This is a genomic window from Marinobacter sp. ELB17 (genome assembly GCF_000169375.1).
Taxonomy (GTDB): domain Bacteria; phylum Pseudomonadota; class Gammaproteobacteria; order Pseudomonadales; family Oleiphilaceae; genus Marinobacter.
Genome location: NZ_AAXY01000001.1, coordinates 282,447 through 296,866, shown reverse-complemented (window position 1 = coordinate 296,866; position 14,420 = coordinate 282,447). Strand labels below are relative to the sequence as shown.

10 protein-coding genes are annotated in these 14,420 nt (G+C 57.3%); 5 read left to right on the top strand and 5 right to left on the bottom strand.

The genetic code is table 11. The features are described from left to right. Positions 1–13: 13 nt before the first annotated feature. On the top strand, positions 14–1,339 hold the full coding sequence (gene phoR, locus MELB17_RS01440) for a phosphate regulon sensor histidine kinase PhoR (RefSeq protein WP_007348339.1): 1,326 nt from the start codon (positions 14–16) through the stop codon (positions 1,337–1,339). Here the strand turns inward: phoR and MELB17_RS01435 are convergent. Next, positions 1,305–2,189 carry a response regulator gene (locus MELB17_RS01435; RefSeq protein ID WP_007348338.1) on the bottom strand — a complete coding sequence of 295 codons (885 nt, stop codon included), beginning with the start codon at positions 2,187–2,189 and terminating at the stop codon, positions 1,305–1,307. The two genes, phoR and MELB17_RS01435, sit on opposite strands and share 35 nt — an antisense overlap. 218 nt (positions 2,190–2,407) lie before the next feature. Here MELB17_RS01435 and MELB17_RS01430 point away from each other — a divergent pair, with 218 nt between their 5' ends. The 4 genes from MELB17_RS01430 (at position 2,408) to MELB17_RS01415 (ending at position 8,013) form a co-directional block, all read left to right on the top strand. Then, positions 2,408–3,664, top strand: coding sequence for a lytic murein transglycosylase (locus MELB17_RS01430; protein ID WP_007348337.1), 1,257 nt, complete (start codon positions 2,408–2,410; stop codon positions 3,662–3,664). A gap of 43 nt (positions 3,665–3,707) precedes the next feature. Further along, positions 3,708–4,736 (top strand): metal-dependent hydrolase, encoded by a 1,029-nt coding sequence (locus MELB17_RS01425; RefSeq protein WP_007348336.1) that lies wholly within the window; start codon positions 3,708–3,710, stop codon positions 4,734–4,736. 5 nt (positions 4,737–4,741) lie between these two features. Further along, positions 4,742–5,434, top strand: coding sequence for a pseudouridine synthase (locus MELB17_RS01420; RefSeq protein WP_007348335.1), 693 nt, complete (start codon positions 4,742–4,744; stop codon positions 5,432–5,434). A gap of 149 nt (positions 5,435–5,583) precedes the next feature. Further along, a complete protein-coding gene (locus MELB17_RS01415; RefSeq protein ID WP_007348334.1) occupies positions 5,584–8,013 on the top strand; it encodes a D-xylulose 5-phosphate/D-fructose 6-phosphate phosphoketolase in 2,430 nt (809 codons plus the stop codon). Positions 8,014–8,097: 84 nt separating this feature from the next. Here the strand turns inward: MELB17_RS01415 and MELB17_RS01410 are convergent, their stop codons facing one another. From MELB17_RS01410 to rapA, 4 genes are all read right to left on the bottom strand, one after another. Beyond that, entirely contained in the window at positions 8,098–8,304 is a 207-nt protein-coding gene (locus tag MELB17_RS01410; RefSeq protein WP_007348333.1) for a cold-shock protein, read from the bottom strand. 255 nt (positions 8,305–8,559) lie between these two features. Next, the gene (crcB, locus tag MELB17_RS01405; RefSeq protein WP_007348332.1) at positions 8,560–8,940 is read right to left on the bottom strand and encodes a fluoride efflux transporter CrcB; all 381 of its coding nucleotides are present in this window, start codon (positions 8,938–8,940) and stop codon (positions 8,560–8,562) included. Positions 8,941–8,953: 13 nt separating this feature from the next. Then, on the bottom strand, positions 8,954–11,428 hold the full coding sequence (locus MELB17_RS01400; RefSeq protein ID WP_007348331.1) for an acyl-CoA dehydrogenase: 2,475 nt from the start codon (positions 11,426–11,428) through the stop codon (positions 8,954–8,956). 102 nt (positions 11,429–11,530) lie between these two features. After that, entirely contained in the window at positions 11,531–14,392 is a 2,862-nt protein-coding gene (gene rapA, locus MELB17_RS01395) for an RNA polymerase-associated protein RapA (protein WP_007348330.1), read from the bottom strand. Between the last annotated feature and the right edge of the window lie 28 nt (positions 14,393–14,420).

The window sequence follows — 14,420 nt, the reverse complement described above, 5'->3', positions numbered from 1 at the left end:
CGGAACCATTGCAATGCAACAGAACTGGTCGCAATACCTGCGCTTGATGATTGCCCTGCTAGGATTGACCTTGCTGCTGGGTTGGCTGGTAGGCTTTCCACTTTACGGTTTGCTCGCCGGTCTGCTGCTTTACCTGGGCTGGACCCTAGCGCAAACAAAACGCCTGCTACGCTGGCTGGCGCAACCGGATACCGCCGGCGAAGCGCCAGACAGCGTAGGCTTGTGGGGTAATATTTTTGACGGCCTGAACAAACTCCAGAAACAGCACATCAAACACCGCTCTGCGCTGCAAGAGCGCCTTCAAAGGGTGCAGCAATCCGCCAATGCCATGCGCGATGGCGTCGTGATGACCGATTCCCGCGGCGCTATAGATTGGTGGAACGGCAGCGCAGGTTACCTGCTCAATCTGCGTAACGGCACCGACCAGGGACAGCTGATTCAGAACCTGATTCGCCTACCCGCATTCATCCATTACTTTGAACAGAAGCAGTACCAGCAGCCATTGGAACTGAACGCTCCGGCTCGCGCCCACCTGCGCCTGCAGATCCAAATCAGCTTGTTTGGCGATAACGATCGCCTGCTGCTAATCAAAAACGTTACCCGCCTGCATCAGTTGGAACAGGTGCGGCAGGATTTCGTTAGCAACTTATCCCACGAAATGCGCACACCGCTGACCGTTATCAGCGGTTACCTGGAAACCCTGGCGGACCATAGCGATGAAGTACCGGCCAACTGGCAACGCGCCCTGGCCACCATGGCAGACCAATCGGCGCGCATGGAAGCCTTAATCGCCGACCTGATTCTATTGTCGAAAATCGAAACTCGCGATCGCAATCTGCACGAGGGCACCGTCGATGCAGGCACTCTGCTGCGACAGGTTTGCGATGACGCAAACGCCCTCAGTGGCGGCAAGCAACACCGGATTGAGCTGACAATCGACGGCCCGACGCAGATACGCGGCGACTTGTCACAGTTGCGCAGCGGGGTCTCTAATCTGGTTTTTAACGCGGTAAAGTACACCCCCGCACAGGGCCAGATTCGCGTTCGCTGGAGCGCCGGCGAACAAGGTCCACTGCTGACGGTGGAAGACAACGGCATTGGTATAGACCCAACCCACATTCCGCGGCTAACGGAACGCTTTTATCGCGCTGATCCCAGTCGCCACAAAGACACCGGCGGCACGGGGCTGGGTCTGGCTATTGTTAAGCACGTGCTGTTGAACCACGACGGACAACTGCTCATCAGCAGCAGCCCGGGGAAAGGCAGTACCTTTAGTTGCCAATTCCCCGCGCAGCGGATCGTTGCTAGCGAGGCGCTGTCGCTCGAAAGCGGGCAATAAAGCGCGACAGGTCTTCCATTTTTCTCGAATCTTCATCTACAAAGCGGATAGTAGCGCTGACAAAGTCTGTGTCCTGGCGTTTGTCGACCGCCTGAAGCTGATGCACGTATCCGTTTAGCCGCGCCACTTCGGTTTCCGAAATTTCAATGTCTACCACCGCTTGGTCCAGGATACCGGGAAACTGCTGGTCGCGGCGGGCAATCACCCGAACCTCGTTAAGATTGATGTCTTTTACCACCGACTGCAAGGTGTGGTCAGCAAAACGCACGGTGGCCATATTCATCACCGGGCGCGCCTTTGCGGCGGGTTGACGCTGGAGAGAATCCGCAGCTTCCTCAACAGCGGCCGGCTCCGCAGGCATTGCAGAAGCGGTCGGGGGCTCCGTTTTACGGGTCAACAGAGAGGCCGAAAGTGCCAAGGCATCGGCCTGAACCGCAGGTGCATTGCCAGCGCTTGCCATGGCCTGCGCCAACGTTTGCCCCATAACTTTGCGTATTTTTTTACCCAGACCGTCAGGGCTGAACGGTTTGCCCAGATAGTCCGACACGCCCTGCTGTATGGCTTCAATCACGTGGCTTTTATCGCCGCGGCTGGTAATCATAATAAACGGCACTTTGGCGTACTGGGGCTGCTGTCGCATCCACTGCAGCAGTTCCAGCCCTGACATTTCCGGCATTTCCCAGTCGCAGAGAATCAAGTCAAAGGTGGTGCGCGACATCAGTGACTGCGCTTTTTTGCCGTCGGCGGCATCAATGGTCTCAATAATAGGAAACTGCTGCCTGACTGCACGCTTGATCAGGTCCCGCACAAAGCTGGCGTCATCTACTACCAGTGCTGTCAGCATCGCCATTGGCTCAACCTTCTATTACGCTGTTTTTCGTGTGGTACACATTACTATAAAACAAACCCTCACCATAGAAACCCGTCGCGTAAAAAATGGTCCCATCATGTGGGTGTAGGTTACTGATTTGTCACCCTCCAGCAGTGGCAAGTGTGTTTTTAAGGCCGCAAAAAACGCTACTATGGGCGTCAATAATACGTCCTACGCCCATTTTCCGGAGGTTCTACGTGCCCGTCTCCATTTCCCGCCTTCTTCGCCCGGCCGCCACGGCCCTGTGTGCCGGCATGCTGGCCACTCTGCCGCTGAGCGCTAGCGCCAGTCTTGCCGACAAGGCCACGGACCGGCCTGCTGCGCTCAACAGTTTTGAGACGTGCAAAGCAGATTTGCAACAGCAGGCCGTAGCCGCCGGCGTTAGCGCTGAAACCGCGCGCAGCGTATTAGCTGGCGCGGAGTATCTGGAACGGGTGATTGAGCTGGACCGGCGCCAGCCGGAATTCACCACGCCCTTTGCTGACTATTTGAACCGCCGGGTAAACGACACTCGCATCGATAAGGGCCGTCAGCTATTAATAGAGCACGCCGATCTACTGCAACGAGTGACCAATGAAACCGGCGTGCCCGCCGCCTATTTGCTGTCCTTCTGGGGTTTGGAAACCAACTACGGCAGCTATTTTGGCAAAATGTCGGTGCCCAGCTCATTGGCGACACTGGCCTGTGACGAGCGCCGTAAAACCTTTTTTACCCGCCAGCTGATTGCTGCCCTGCAGATTGTTGACGAAGGCGCCATTAGCCCTGAGCAAATGGAAGGTTCCTGGGCCGGTGCTATGGGCCACGTGCAGTTCATGCCCACGGTCTTTCTGAAGCACGCCGTCGACGCAGACGGCGATGGCCGCCGTGATTTGTGGCACAGCCTGCCAGACGCGCTGATGTCAGCCGGGCAATTCTTGCAGTCTATGGGCTGGGATGGCGACTACCGCTGGGGCCGTGAAGTACAGCTACCCGATAACTTTAACTTCGCCCTGGCCGATGGCCGTCGTAAATCTCTGGAACAATGGAACCAGCTTGGCGTTACCAACGCGTCAGGCGGGCCCCTGGCCGAGGAAGCGATCGATGCAGCATTGATCGTACCCGCCGGCCACCAAGGCCCGGCGTTTTTGGCCTATCACAACTTCAAAGTAATTATGGGCTGGAACCGCTCGGAATTTTACGCCATCGCCGTGGGCCACCTGGCCGACCGTATCGCCGGTGCAGGCGGGTTACAAAACCCTCCCCCGGTCGATGCGCCTGCGCTGTCCCGCGACAACATCATGCAGTTACAGCAGCAGCTGGAACAGCGTGGATATTCCGCCGGCAGCCCAGATGGCATTATGGGCCCGGCCACCCGCGCCGCTATCCGTCAGTACCAGATTGCCAACGGGCTGGTCGCCGACGGTTATCCGGGGCCTCAGGTTTTACACGTTTTGCAGGTAACGCCGGCGCTTTGATGCGCCGGCAGATAACCTCACTAACCAAAATGATGCGATTTTTATGGACTCAATCACTCAGGTGGCTCTTGGCGCTTCCATCGCAGGCCTTGTAGCCGGTAAAACGCTCGGGCGATCTGTTCTGATCACCGGCGCGCTATTAGGCACGCTTCCCGATCTGGACGTGCTGATTGATTATGGCTCGGCAGTCGCCAATTTTACCCAGCACCGGAGTTTTAGCCACTCGCTGTTTGTGCTTGCACCTCTGTCGCTGCTGCTTGCAACTCTGCTCTGGCGCTGGAAGCCACAACTGGGGTTTCCCCGCTGGCTGTTACTCACTGCGCTGGTGTTGCTGACGCACCCACTTCTGGACACCTTTACCACCTACGGCACACAGCTGTTCTGGCCTCTGAGCAGGCCGCTGGCCATCAGCAGTATTTTCATTATCGACCCCCTGTATACGCTACCGCTGCTGGCCGGCTGCGTCGCTTTTTTGCTGCGGCCTTCGGCTGTGCGCGCCTTAGCGGCCGGCCTGCTGCTGTCCACCGGGTATCTCAGCTGGTCGTTTGCAGCCCAGCAGGCAATAACCGAGCGCGTGCAACCGGCCCTTGCCAGCGCAGGCTTTGCCGACGCCGAACTTCTGGTGCAGCCTATGCCCTTCAACACGGTGCTCTGGCGCGCCACCGCGATCACCGACCAGCAGCGTGTTGAAATTGTGACCGGCTTTCTGGATGGCGACAGCCCCCTAACGCTTGAATATTTCCCGCGCCAGCCGGAGCTTGCCAACTCTGTTGCGCAACTGCCTGAAACCCGTCGCCTGGAATGGTTTACCCAGGGTTTTCTTGATTATCAGACACGCAACGGTGAAATCACCGCCACCGATGTGCGCCTGGGCATTCCCGGGTCGCACCCTTTTACGTTTGTTCTCGCCAATGAGCGGGATGGCGCACTGACGAACAGCAATGGCGAACAAGCACCCAGGCCCGCCTTCAATCGCGCTGCACTGCCCTTGCTGTGGGGCCGCATAACCGGCGCCATCCCGGTTCTTTGCCTCGCCAACCTCGCCACGCCAGCTCCCGACCAGGAATGTTGAAGTCCATGCGCCTCGATCAATTTATTGCCACCAGTTCGGAGCTTTCACGCAAAGAAGCAAAGCGTGCCATAGCCGCTGGTGACGTTCAGGTAAACGGCGACGTGTGGAAGAATTCGGCAACCGCCGTTCCAGCTAACGCTGAGGTTATGCTGCAAGGAGAACTCGTTGCCCTACCTGCTGAGCGCTACTTGATGCTCAACAAGCCCGCAGGATTTATCAGTGCGACCCGCGACAGCGACCAGCCCACAGCGCTGGACCTTCTGCCGGCAGAGCTGACCCGCAATCTTCATATTGCCGGCCGCCTGGACGCCGACACTACCGGTTTACTGTTGCTAACAAGCGATGGTCAGTGGTCACACCGGGTTACCTCGCCAAGAGTGGAGTGCCCGAAAACCTACCAAGTGGCTCTGAGTGTGCCCATTTCACAAGCGGCCATTGCGGCCCTGGAAACCGGCGTGATGCTTCGTAACGACACTAAGCCGACAAAGCCCGCTCAGGTGACGGTGCTGCAGTCACAGCTAGTAGAGCTGACGATTTCTGAAGGCCGCTACCACCAGGTCAAACGCATGTTGGCCGCCGTTGGTAATCACGTCACTGCTCTGCACCGCAGCCGCATTGGTGGGGTGACGCTGGATCCGGCATTGGCCGCCGGTGAGCATCGCTTTCTAACCAGCGCCGAAATCGCCAGTTTTACCTAGAAATTTCCAAACCGCCGGTTACGCGGCAGCCGACACCCGATGTTACTCCGGTGTAATCTGTGCAGGCCACCACGCTGACCTGCATCAATAGCCCCCGAATCTGCCGCGCATATACTTCTGCCATACTTTGACATAAATAGAAGGCTTGTATGTCTGCGCACGACCTAAACAACGATTCTCTGACTGACACTCTGAGTCACCCCCTGACTGGCAATGCGCAAGACGCATACAACCACTGGCGCGCCGGTTATGGCGTTATCAGCCACGGTGACCTGCTGTGTGCAAGCGTGCTGCGCTTGGCCCGGCAACTGGTCAATCGCAAGCTGCAGCCAAATCTGGAAACCGTATTCCATCACCTGGCTGCTCTAGACCGGCTTGCCAGTGCAGGCATGTGGCAAGTGTTGCACATGACCTACACCAACCGGGTATGCCCCCAGGGCAAGGCCCTGGCGGCGGATGACTTCAAACCCAAACCCGAAGGCCATACCGGTGGCGCGCTGAATATGGTTCCTGCCTACGCCGCCTACCTGGCCACCAACAGCCTGACCGGAAAAACCCGCAGCTGGTTGATGGGCCAAGGCCACTGCGTCGCCGCTATTGACGCCCTGAATGTTCTGACCGGCAACCTGCACCCGGAACAACAGCAGGCCTACGGCGGAGTAGATGGCCTGACACAGCTTGCCCGGGATTTTTACAGTTACCGCCAGAATCCGGATGGCAGCAACACCGCGCCCCTGGGCAGCCACGTTAATCCTTACACCGCCGGCGGCACTATCGAAGGCGGCTATTTGGGCTTTGCCGAGCTGCAATACGCGCACATGCCCCTACCCGGCGAATCTCTGGTGGCGTTTTTGTCTGACGGCGCCGCTGAAGAACAGCGCGGCAGCGACTGGATTCCGCGCTGGTGGCGCGCTGAAGACTGCGGTTTGATAATGCCTATCATGATTGCCAACGGCCGGCGCATTGAACAGCGTACCGAACTGGGCGCCCGCGAAGGCCTGGAGCGCTTTGAAAAACATCTGTCCGCCCGCGGCTTTGCACCCTTCCGTTTTGATGGTCGCGATCCTGCGGCGTTTGTGTGCGCTATGCTGGATATGGAATGGGCGCTGGAAGAACAGGCCGAAGCCGTATTGAGTGGTCAGCAGAACTATCCCGCACGGATTCCTTACGGCATTGCCGAAACCATCAAAGGCTTCGGTTTTTACGGCGCGGGCGAAAATGCTGCGCATAATTTGCCGCTGCCGGGCAACCCACGGGTTGACGCACGCATACGCGAACTGTTTCATCAACACACCGCGCCGCTGCACGTTGAGCCAGACGAACTGACCGCTGCACTGCGCATGCTGAACCGCCATCAGGATCAAAAAAGACCGCTAGAGCGAGACCACCCTCTGGCTCTGCGCAATCCTCCGGACCCGGTTATTCCAACGTTGGCGCCGGTGCAGCAAGCCGCATCGCCGATGACCGCCATCAACGATTTCTTCTGCGCGCTTGTTGGGGCCAATCCGACATTAAGGCCCCGCGTGGGCAACCCGGACGAGCTTGCGAGCAATCGCCTGGAAGGCGTATTGCACCTGTTAAAGCACCGGGTGAACGAACCGGAAAACGACAATGAGTCGGTTCTGGGCGGGGTTATTACCGTATTAAATGAAGAAGCGGTGGTGTCTGCTTGCCTGGCTAACAAGGCTGGGCTCAACCTGGTTGCCAGCTATGAAGCCTTTTGCGTAAAAATGCTCGGAGCCATCCGCCAGGAATTAATATTCTCCCGCCAACAGGCCGCAGTAGGGCGCCCTGCGCGCTGGCTTGGCCTGCCCGTGGTAGCAACGTCCCACACTTGGGAAAACGGCAAGAACGAGCAATCCCATCAAGACACAACGTTTTGTGAAAGCTTACTAGGGGAGATGAGCGATGTCTCCCGCGTGGTGTTCCCCGCTGACTACAACAGCACCCTGGCGCTAATGCCCGACATTTATTGCAACCGCGGTCGCATTACCTGCATGGTTGTGCCAAAGCGCAAGCGGCCATGTGTGTTCAACACCGCCGAAGCGGCGCTTCTGGCGCGTCAGGGAGCGATTGTTATTGATGAAGACACCGGCGGGCGCGAGCCGGTTATGCTGATTGCGAATGGCGCCTACCAGCTTTCAGAAGCCATCCGTGCCTGTGAACGATTGCGCGACAGCGGTGCGGCTTTCCGCCTGGTGTACGTTCAGGAGCCAGGGCGTTTGCGTCAGCCCCGCGACGCCCTGGAAGCCGCTGTATGCGTGAATGAACTGGAACGTGAACAGCTATTCCCGGGCCGGCTGAGCCGCCGGGTCGCACTAACGCACATGCGCCCGGAGGTGTTCCGTGGCCATCTGCACACGCTGTTTCCGGCACCGGCAACATCACGGGTGTTGGGTTACCGCAACCATGGCGGCACGCTGAACGAAGCCGGCATGCTGTTTACCAATGGTTGTTCATGGGCCCACGCTCTGGCGGCTTGCGCCAGCGTAATGGCATTGCCACCCGGCGAGTGGTTATCCAGCGCGGAACTGGCGGCGGTAGAAGGCCGTGGTGACCCTGCGGTTATCACCCGCTAAGCGGCCATTGTAAAAAAAACCCACAAAAAAAGGCAGCCTTAGCTGCCTTTTTTTATAGCGGGTTACTTCTGCATCCAAGCGGGATTACAGAGGTACAACGTTTTCCGCTTGAGGGCCCTTCTGGCCCTGGGTAACGGTGAACTCGACTTGTTGGCCTTCTGCCAGAGTCTTGAAACCGCCACCCTGAATAGCGCTGTAGTGAACGAATACGTCGGGGCCGCCTTCACGAGTGATGAAACCAAATCCCTTTGCTTCGTTGAAGAACTTAACAGTACCGGTAGTAGTAGACATGCTTAAATATCCTGCAATCAATCAATTATTCACCCCGCTCAACCAACATGGCTTGAGCCGGTGTTTACGGAAAACCAGAATCTGCGGAATCAAAAAAAGGACGGTAACTGCTCATCACTGGGTTTAATGCTAACCGCTGGAATACGTCTTATTAATGAAATGCTTCACTGAATATTTCCTTCAAGAATCACTCTACTCGGGAATTCAGGGCTTGCCAAGTGGATTTTGAAAATTTTGTATAGGTAATGGTGCAGATCAACTTTTGATCAATACAACTGTGTAAAAGCCAACAGCTGTCATCAGCAAAGCACCGCAAACGTGGGCCAGAATACCCACCAGCGCCATGCCCCACTTTCCCTGTTGCAAGGCCGTGAGCATTTCCAGCGAGAAAGTGGAAAAAGTCGTCAACGCGCCACACAAGCCGGTTATTGCAAACAAGCGCCATTCCGGTGACAGGCTGGAGCTGTGGCTGAACCAGGCCAGCAATAAACCCGCCAGCCAGCCACCGGCCATATTCGCCACCAAAGTGCCCAGCGGCACATGGTGATGATTGGCGTTCAGCCACAACGCCAGTGCCCAGCGCACATTCGCGCCGAGCACCGCACCACCGCTAATGGCCAGAACCGACAACCACATACTCAGTGCGCCATCAAGAGGACTTCGCCTCAAACGAATTGTGGTCAATCACCGAGCTTTTATTGCGGGCGAATTCGTCAAAGGCAAAGTCGTCCACTGTCAGCATTTCCAGCACCTTTGCTTCATAATCGCGCATGAAGATTGCGTCTTCGTTACTGAACACGCCCGCTTCCAAAGCCGCTTCAAAACGCTGTTCCGGGTGTAAAGCGGTTATCGGCAGTTCGCCCTTGCTGTAGGCTTTGCTGGCCTTGCGATAGAGCGTCTCAGCTTTGGCGTTGTCTTTTAGCAAGTTGTTATAACTGGCCACGGGGTTGGAAACAACGGCGTCGACGCCGTTTTCACCTTCACCCACCCAAAGGCTGGACAACAGCTTTTTCCGCAGCGGCGAATCCGTTGAAATGGCCTTTGCCACGGTGTGGGTCAGGGCATCACTTGGGCCTGTCCAGCGCCGGCCGATGGGTAAGGTTACTACCCGCAGCGCACCGGCTACTAAACGATTGGGCAAGTTATCAAGGAATTCCACCAACGCCGTTTCCGTACGCGCCAGCAGCATGTCCAGGCTGTAGGCCATGAGTGCTTGCTCGCCGTCCACCGGCTGGGTTTCGTGCCAATGCTTGAGCACCATAGAGGCCAAATACAGATTCGACAGCATGTCACCCAAACGCGCAGAGGTCAGTTCGCGCATTTTCAGCTCACTGCCCAGGGTGGTCATGGCCGCGTCGGAACACAGCCCAAAAGCGGCGCTGAAGCGGGCCACAGACTGGGCGTATTTACGCGCACCGTGATCAAACGGCACGTCTGCGCGGCCAATACCCAAGGCCTGGGTAAAGGCACGGGCAGCGTTGCCAAATACCAGCCCGACGTGACCGAAAAAAGCTTCGTCAAAGGCATCGATGTCGTCGTTGTCTTTCGCCGCCAGCTCTTTTAACACGTACGGGTGGCAGCGAATGGCGCCTTGGCCAAAGATCATCAGGCTGCGGGTCATTATGTTAGCGCCCTCAACGGTAATAGACACCGCCGAACCACTGAATGAAATACCCATGTAATTGCGTGGGCCAAGGGTAACCGTTTTACCGCCGTGAACGTCCATCGCATCGCTGAGAATGTCGCGCTGATACTCGGTCAAATGGTACTTCAGAATCGCCGACGGCACCGCCGGTTTCTGGCCTTGGTCAATCATGTTGGCGGTATGGTTAACCGCCGCTTGGGCAATGTACGTTTTGGCAGCAATCCGCGCCAGCGGCTGCTGCACACCTTCCATTTCTGCTATGGGCGTATTGAACTGACGCCTTATCCGGGTAAAACCACCGGCCGTGGCCACCGCGAAAGCAGCCCCACCGGCAGCGCCAGACGGCAGCGTAATGCAGCGGCCCACCGACAAACATTCCACCAGCATGCGCCAGCCCTCGCCGGCCATTTTTTCACCACCGATCAGGTAGTCCAGCGGAATGAACATGTCTTTGCCAATAATCGGGCCGTTCAGGAACGGGCTTCCTATTGGGCAATGGCGACGGCCGATTTCCATACCATCGGTATCACGGGGAATCAATGCGCAGGTAATGCCGCGGTCTTCAACATCGCTGAGCAAGCCATCGGGGTCAAACATGCGGAAGGCCAGGCCCACCACCGTGGCGATCGGCGCCAGGGTAATCCAGCGTTTCTCGAAATTCAGCCGCAAACCAATCACTTCTTTGCCGTTAACTTCCTGCTTACACACAATACCGGTATCCGGTAATGAGGTGGCGTCGGAACCCGCGCGCGGGCCGGTCAGGCCAAAACAGGGTATGTCGCGGCCGTCAGCCAGGCGCGGCAAATAATATTCTTTTTGTTCATCGGTGCCGTATTTTATAAGCAGCTCGCCGGGCCCAAGGGAATTGGGCACGCCAACGGTTACCATCAGCATTTCGTTAACGGCCAGGCGCTGCAGCACGGCAGTCTGAGCTTTCGCAGAAAATCCCAGACCACCGTATTCTTCAGGGATAATCATGCCGAAGAACTTTTCGCGCTTGAGGAAGTCCCACAACTCTTCCGGCAGGTCGGCCCGCTCTACGGCTATGTCCCAGGCATTGCACATGGCCAGCGCCTGGTTGCACTGATTATCCAAAAACGCCTGTTCTTTATCCGTCAGGCCGGTGTTACGGTTTATCAACAGGTTGTGCCAGTCGGGTTTGCCAGTAAACAATTCGCCGTCCCAACTTACCGTGCCCGCTTCCAGCGCTACTTTTTCCGTTTCAGACACTTTCGGGGCAACTTTCTTGAACAGGGCAAAGGCTTTGGGCGTTAACCAACTGCGACGAAAACCCGGCAAGCCGGCAGCGGCCGTAATGCCGGCGCCGATAAACAGCAAAAGAGCCAGCCAGAACGATGCAAACAGTAGCGACACCAAGCCCACTCCGACCATAACACCCACCGCAGTCTTGGCTCCGGCTTCCTGGCGCATCACCACCAATAAGCTGGCTATCGCCACTACAAAGAGTATGAACGTCATCATTAATTCCCCTGTTATGCCTGGTTTGAACAGCTGGTTTTCATCACTTTACGTTACCTGATTGCTTAATATCTGGCCAGCTAAGCTCGGCGTGTCACAGCATCAGGAGGTTACAATCACTCTAATGCCTTCCAGCGCCAGGATGGCGTGCGCTATTGCTTCGCGGGCGGCTGACAACTGGGTTCGGAAATACTCGATTTCCTCATCACGAATCGCCGAGTTCACCGCCTGCAAGGCTTCCAGGCGGCGTATTTCCGGGCCGAACATCGCGTCCACCTGTGCCAGTGCTTTTTGTTGCAGCGGTTGCAAGTGCGGCTCGGCCAGGCACTGAGAGTGATCCACCATGGTCTCAACCTGGGCGCGAATTTGCGGCACAATCGCCTGCGCCGTACGCCGGCGAATGTTAGAACACATATCGTTCAACCGGTCGTGGGGCAAAGCTTTCGACAGGTCTTTGCCGGTTACATCCACCAGCAAACGCAGCGGCGAGACCGGCAGATAACGGGTCAACTGAAGAGCGTCTGGCGCCGGGCAATGTACAGTGAACAGGGCTTCCATCAACAGGGTGCCGGCCGGCAAGGCCTTCACCGACATGGTGGCCAACGCGGCTTTACCCAATCCGGAACTGGTCACAGACTCCATAATGCCGGTCACCATGGGGTGCTCCCAGCTCATAAACGCCAGATCTTCACGCTCCAGCGCGCGGTCCCGCTCCCAGGTGACGGTTATGCCGTCTTCGGGCAAGCCTGCCACGTGCCCGGCCTGGTACTGCTCGCCCGGGCGCAGCACGTCCGAATGTTCGGAATGGTCTTCTACATCCACACCCAGAATGTCGAAGGCTTCCATCATATAGTCGCGCACGGCCGCAGCTGATTCTTCGGCTTCAATGGCGTCAATCAAACGTTGCGCCGGCTCGTTGCGGCAGGAGTTCAGCTCAATCAGCGCATCACGGCCATTCTGCAGCAGGGTTTTCAGGCGCGCCGTTTCCGCCGCAGAAGCGTTCAGCAGGGTTTCCAGAGCGGCGGCGTCGCCCGCCAGCGACTGCTGCCATGCATTCGCCACAGACTCCTGCACCGCCACACCCACACTGCAACTTTCTGCAAAGGCGTTCAGGCCACGCTGGAACCACTGGTACTGCACTTCCTGACTGGTGCCTTCCAGATACGGGATATGAATATCAATGGCGCTGGTTTGGCCAATACGGTCCAGGCGGCCAATGCGCTGCTCCAACAGGTCCGGGTTGGCCGGCAGGTCAAACAGCACCAAATGATGGGCAAACTGGAAGTTACGGCCTTCACTGCCGATCTCGGAGCAAATCAGCGCTTGGGCGCCCTGCTCAGAATCAGCAAAGTAAGCTGCGGCACGGTCGCGCTCTATCAGGCTTAAATGTTCGTGGAACGCTGCGCTGCGAATACCAGCGCGCAACTGCAAATAGTGCTCCAAGGCCATAGCTGTGCTGGCGTGGGCACAAATCACCACCACTTTTTCCGGGCGCAAGCCCGCCAGTGTTTTTTGCAACCAGGCTACCCGCGGGTCCTCCGCCAGCCACTGCTCTTCGTCGGGCTCGTTACGTTCGGGAGTCAGGCCGTCAATGCCGCGGGTAAAGCCGCTGTAAAGTTCGGGGCACGGCAGTGGCACCGGGTGTGGAAGACGTGCGGGAAAGCCCTGAATAGCAGCGCGTGTATTACGAAACAACACCCGGCCGGTGCCATGGCGATCCAGCAGGGCGTCAATAATCGCCTGATGGGGGTCGCTCTCTGCCAACAGCTGGGGCAATTGCGAACCCAGCCACTGCTCTAGAATTTGCTGGTCGCCGCTTGCGATGGTGTGCTCAGACTGCAATCGGCGCACCACGGCGTTTACCGCTTCGTACTGGCTTTCCTGTTCGCGGAACGCCTGTAAATCGTGGAACCGCGCCGGATCCAGCAGGCGCAAACGCGCAAAATGGCTGGCCAGCCCCACCTGTTCTGGCGTTGCGGTCAGAAGCAGCAGGCCCTGGCTTGCCGCCGCCAGGCTTTCAATTGTTTGATATTCCGCACTAACGTGGCTTTCACTCCAGGCCAGGTGGTGGGCTTCATCAACAATCAACAAATCCCAACCGGCCGCTATAGCGTCATTTCGGGCTTGTTCAGTGGCGGTCAGAAAACTCTGGCTACACAACACCAGCTGTTCACTTTCAAATGGGTTTTCCCGACCTTCTTCGCCAAATATATGGCTCATCAGAGCATCCACGTCGCTCTGCTGTTCTTTGATGGCGTCATAACGGCTTTGATCAACAATGGAGAAACGCAGGTTGAAGCGCCGCAGCATTTCAACCAGCCATTGGTGAATCAGCGAATCTGGCACCACTATCAAGGCCCGCCGGGCGCGGCCCGTGTGCAGCTGATAGTGCAGAATCAAACCGGCCTCAATGGTTTTGCCCAGGCCTACTTCGTCGGCCAACAGTACCCGCGGGGCAAAACGCCGAGCCACTTCGCCGGCAATATAAAGCTGATGGGGCAAATGCTGGGTGCGGGCGCCAATCAGGCCCTCGGCCGGCGAGGCCCGCAGACGGTCAAGATGGTTCAACGTGGAAAAACGGAGGCGAAAGGCACCGTTGCGGTCAAACTGGCCGGCGAACAGGCGCTGATGGGGGGCCGAGAAGTTTACCGTTCCGCTGAGTTTCACCTCGGAAACCGTCTGGACATTTTCGCCATCGTCGGCGTGGTAAACCAGCAGACCCGCCATGTCTTCCACCGCGTGCACGATGTAACTTCCACCATCAAAGGTTTCGATGGTTTCACCCAGCTGATAAATAATACGCGACAAGGGCGCGTTGTCGGTGGCGTAGGTGCGTTCTTCGTCAGCCGCCGGAAAACCCAGGGTCACCCTGCGCCCGGAAATATCCGTAACTATGCCCAAGCCCAGGGCTGTATCGCTGTGGCTAACCCAGCGCTGACCAATGACAAAATCCGACGTTTCCAAGCAACCTCCAAATCCTAATCCCAATCTC

What these genes read in the sequence shown, in the direction of transcription:
- crcB (WP_007348332.1), bottom strand. Translation starts at nt 8,940, where the DNA reads ATGTGGTTGTCGGTTCTGGCCATTAGCGGTGGTGCGGTGCTCGGCGCG.
- phoR (WP_007348339.1), top strand. Translation starts at nt 14, where the DNA reads ATGCAACAGAACTGGTCGCAATACCTGCGCTTGATGATTGCCCTGCTA.
- MELB17_RS01425 (WP_007348336.1), top strand. Translation starts at nt 3,708, where the DNA reads ATGGACTCAATCACTCAGGTGGCTCTTGGCGCTTCCATCGCAGGCCTT.
- MELB17_RS01410 (WP_007348333.1), bottom strand. Translation starts at nt 8,304, where the DNA reads ATGTCTACTACTACCGGTACTGTTAAGTTCTTCAACGAAGCAAAGGGA.
- MELB17_RS01420 (WP_007348335.1), top strand. Translation starts at nt 4,742, where the DNA reads ATGCGCCTCGATCAATTTATTGCCACCAGTTCGGAGCTTTCACGCAAA.
- MELB17_RS01400 (WP_007348331.1), bottom strand. Translation starts at nt 11,428, where the DNA reads ATGACGTTCATACTCTTTGTAGTGGCGATAGCCAGCTTATTGGTGGTG.
- MELB17_RS01415 (WP_007348334.1), top strand. Translation starts at nt 5,584, where the DNA reads ATGTCTGCGCACGACCTAAACAACGATTCTCTGACTGACACTCTGAGT.
- MELB17_RS01435 (WP_007348338.1), bottom strand. Translation starts at nt 2,189, where the DNA reads ATGGCGATGCTGACAGCACTGGTAGTAGATGACGCCAGCTTTGTGCGG.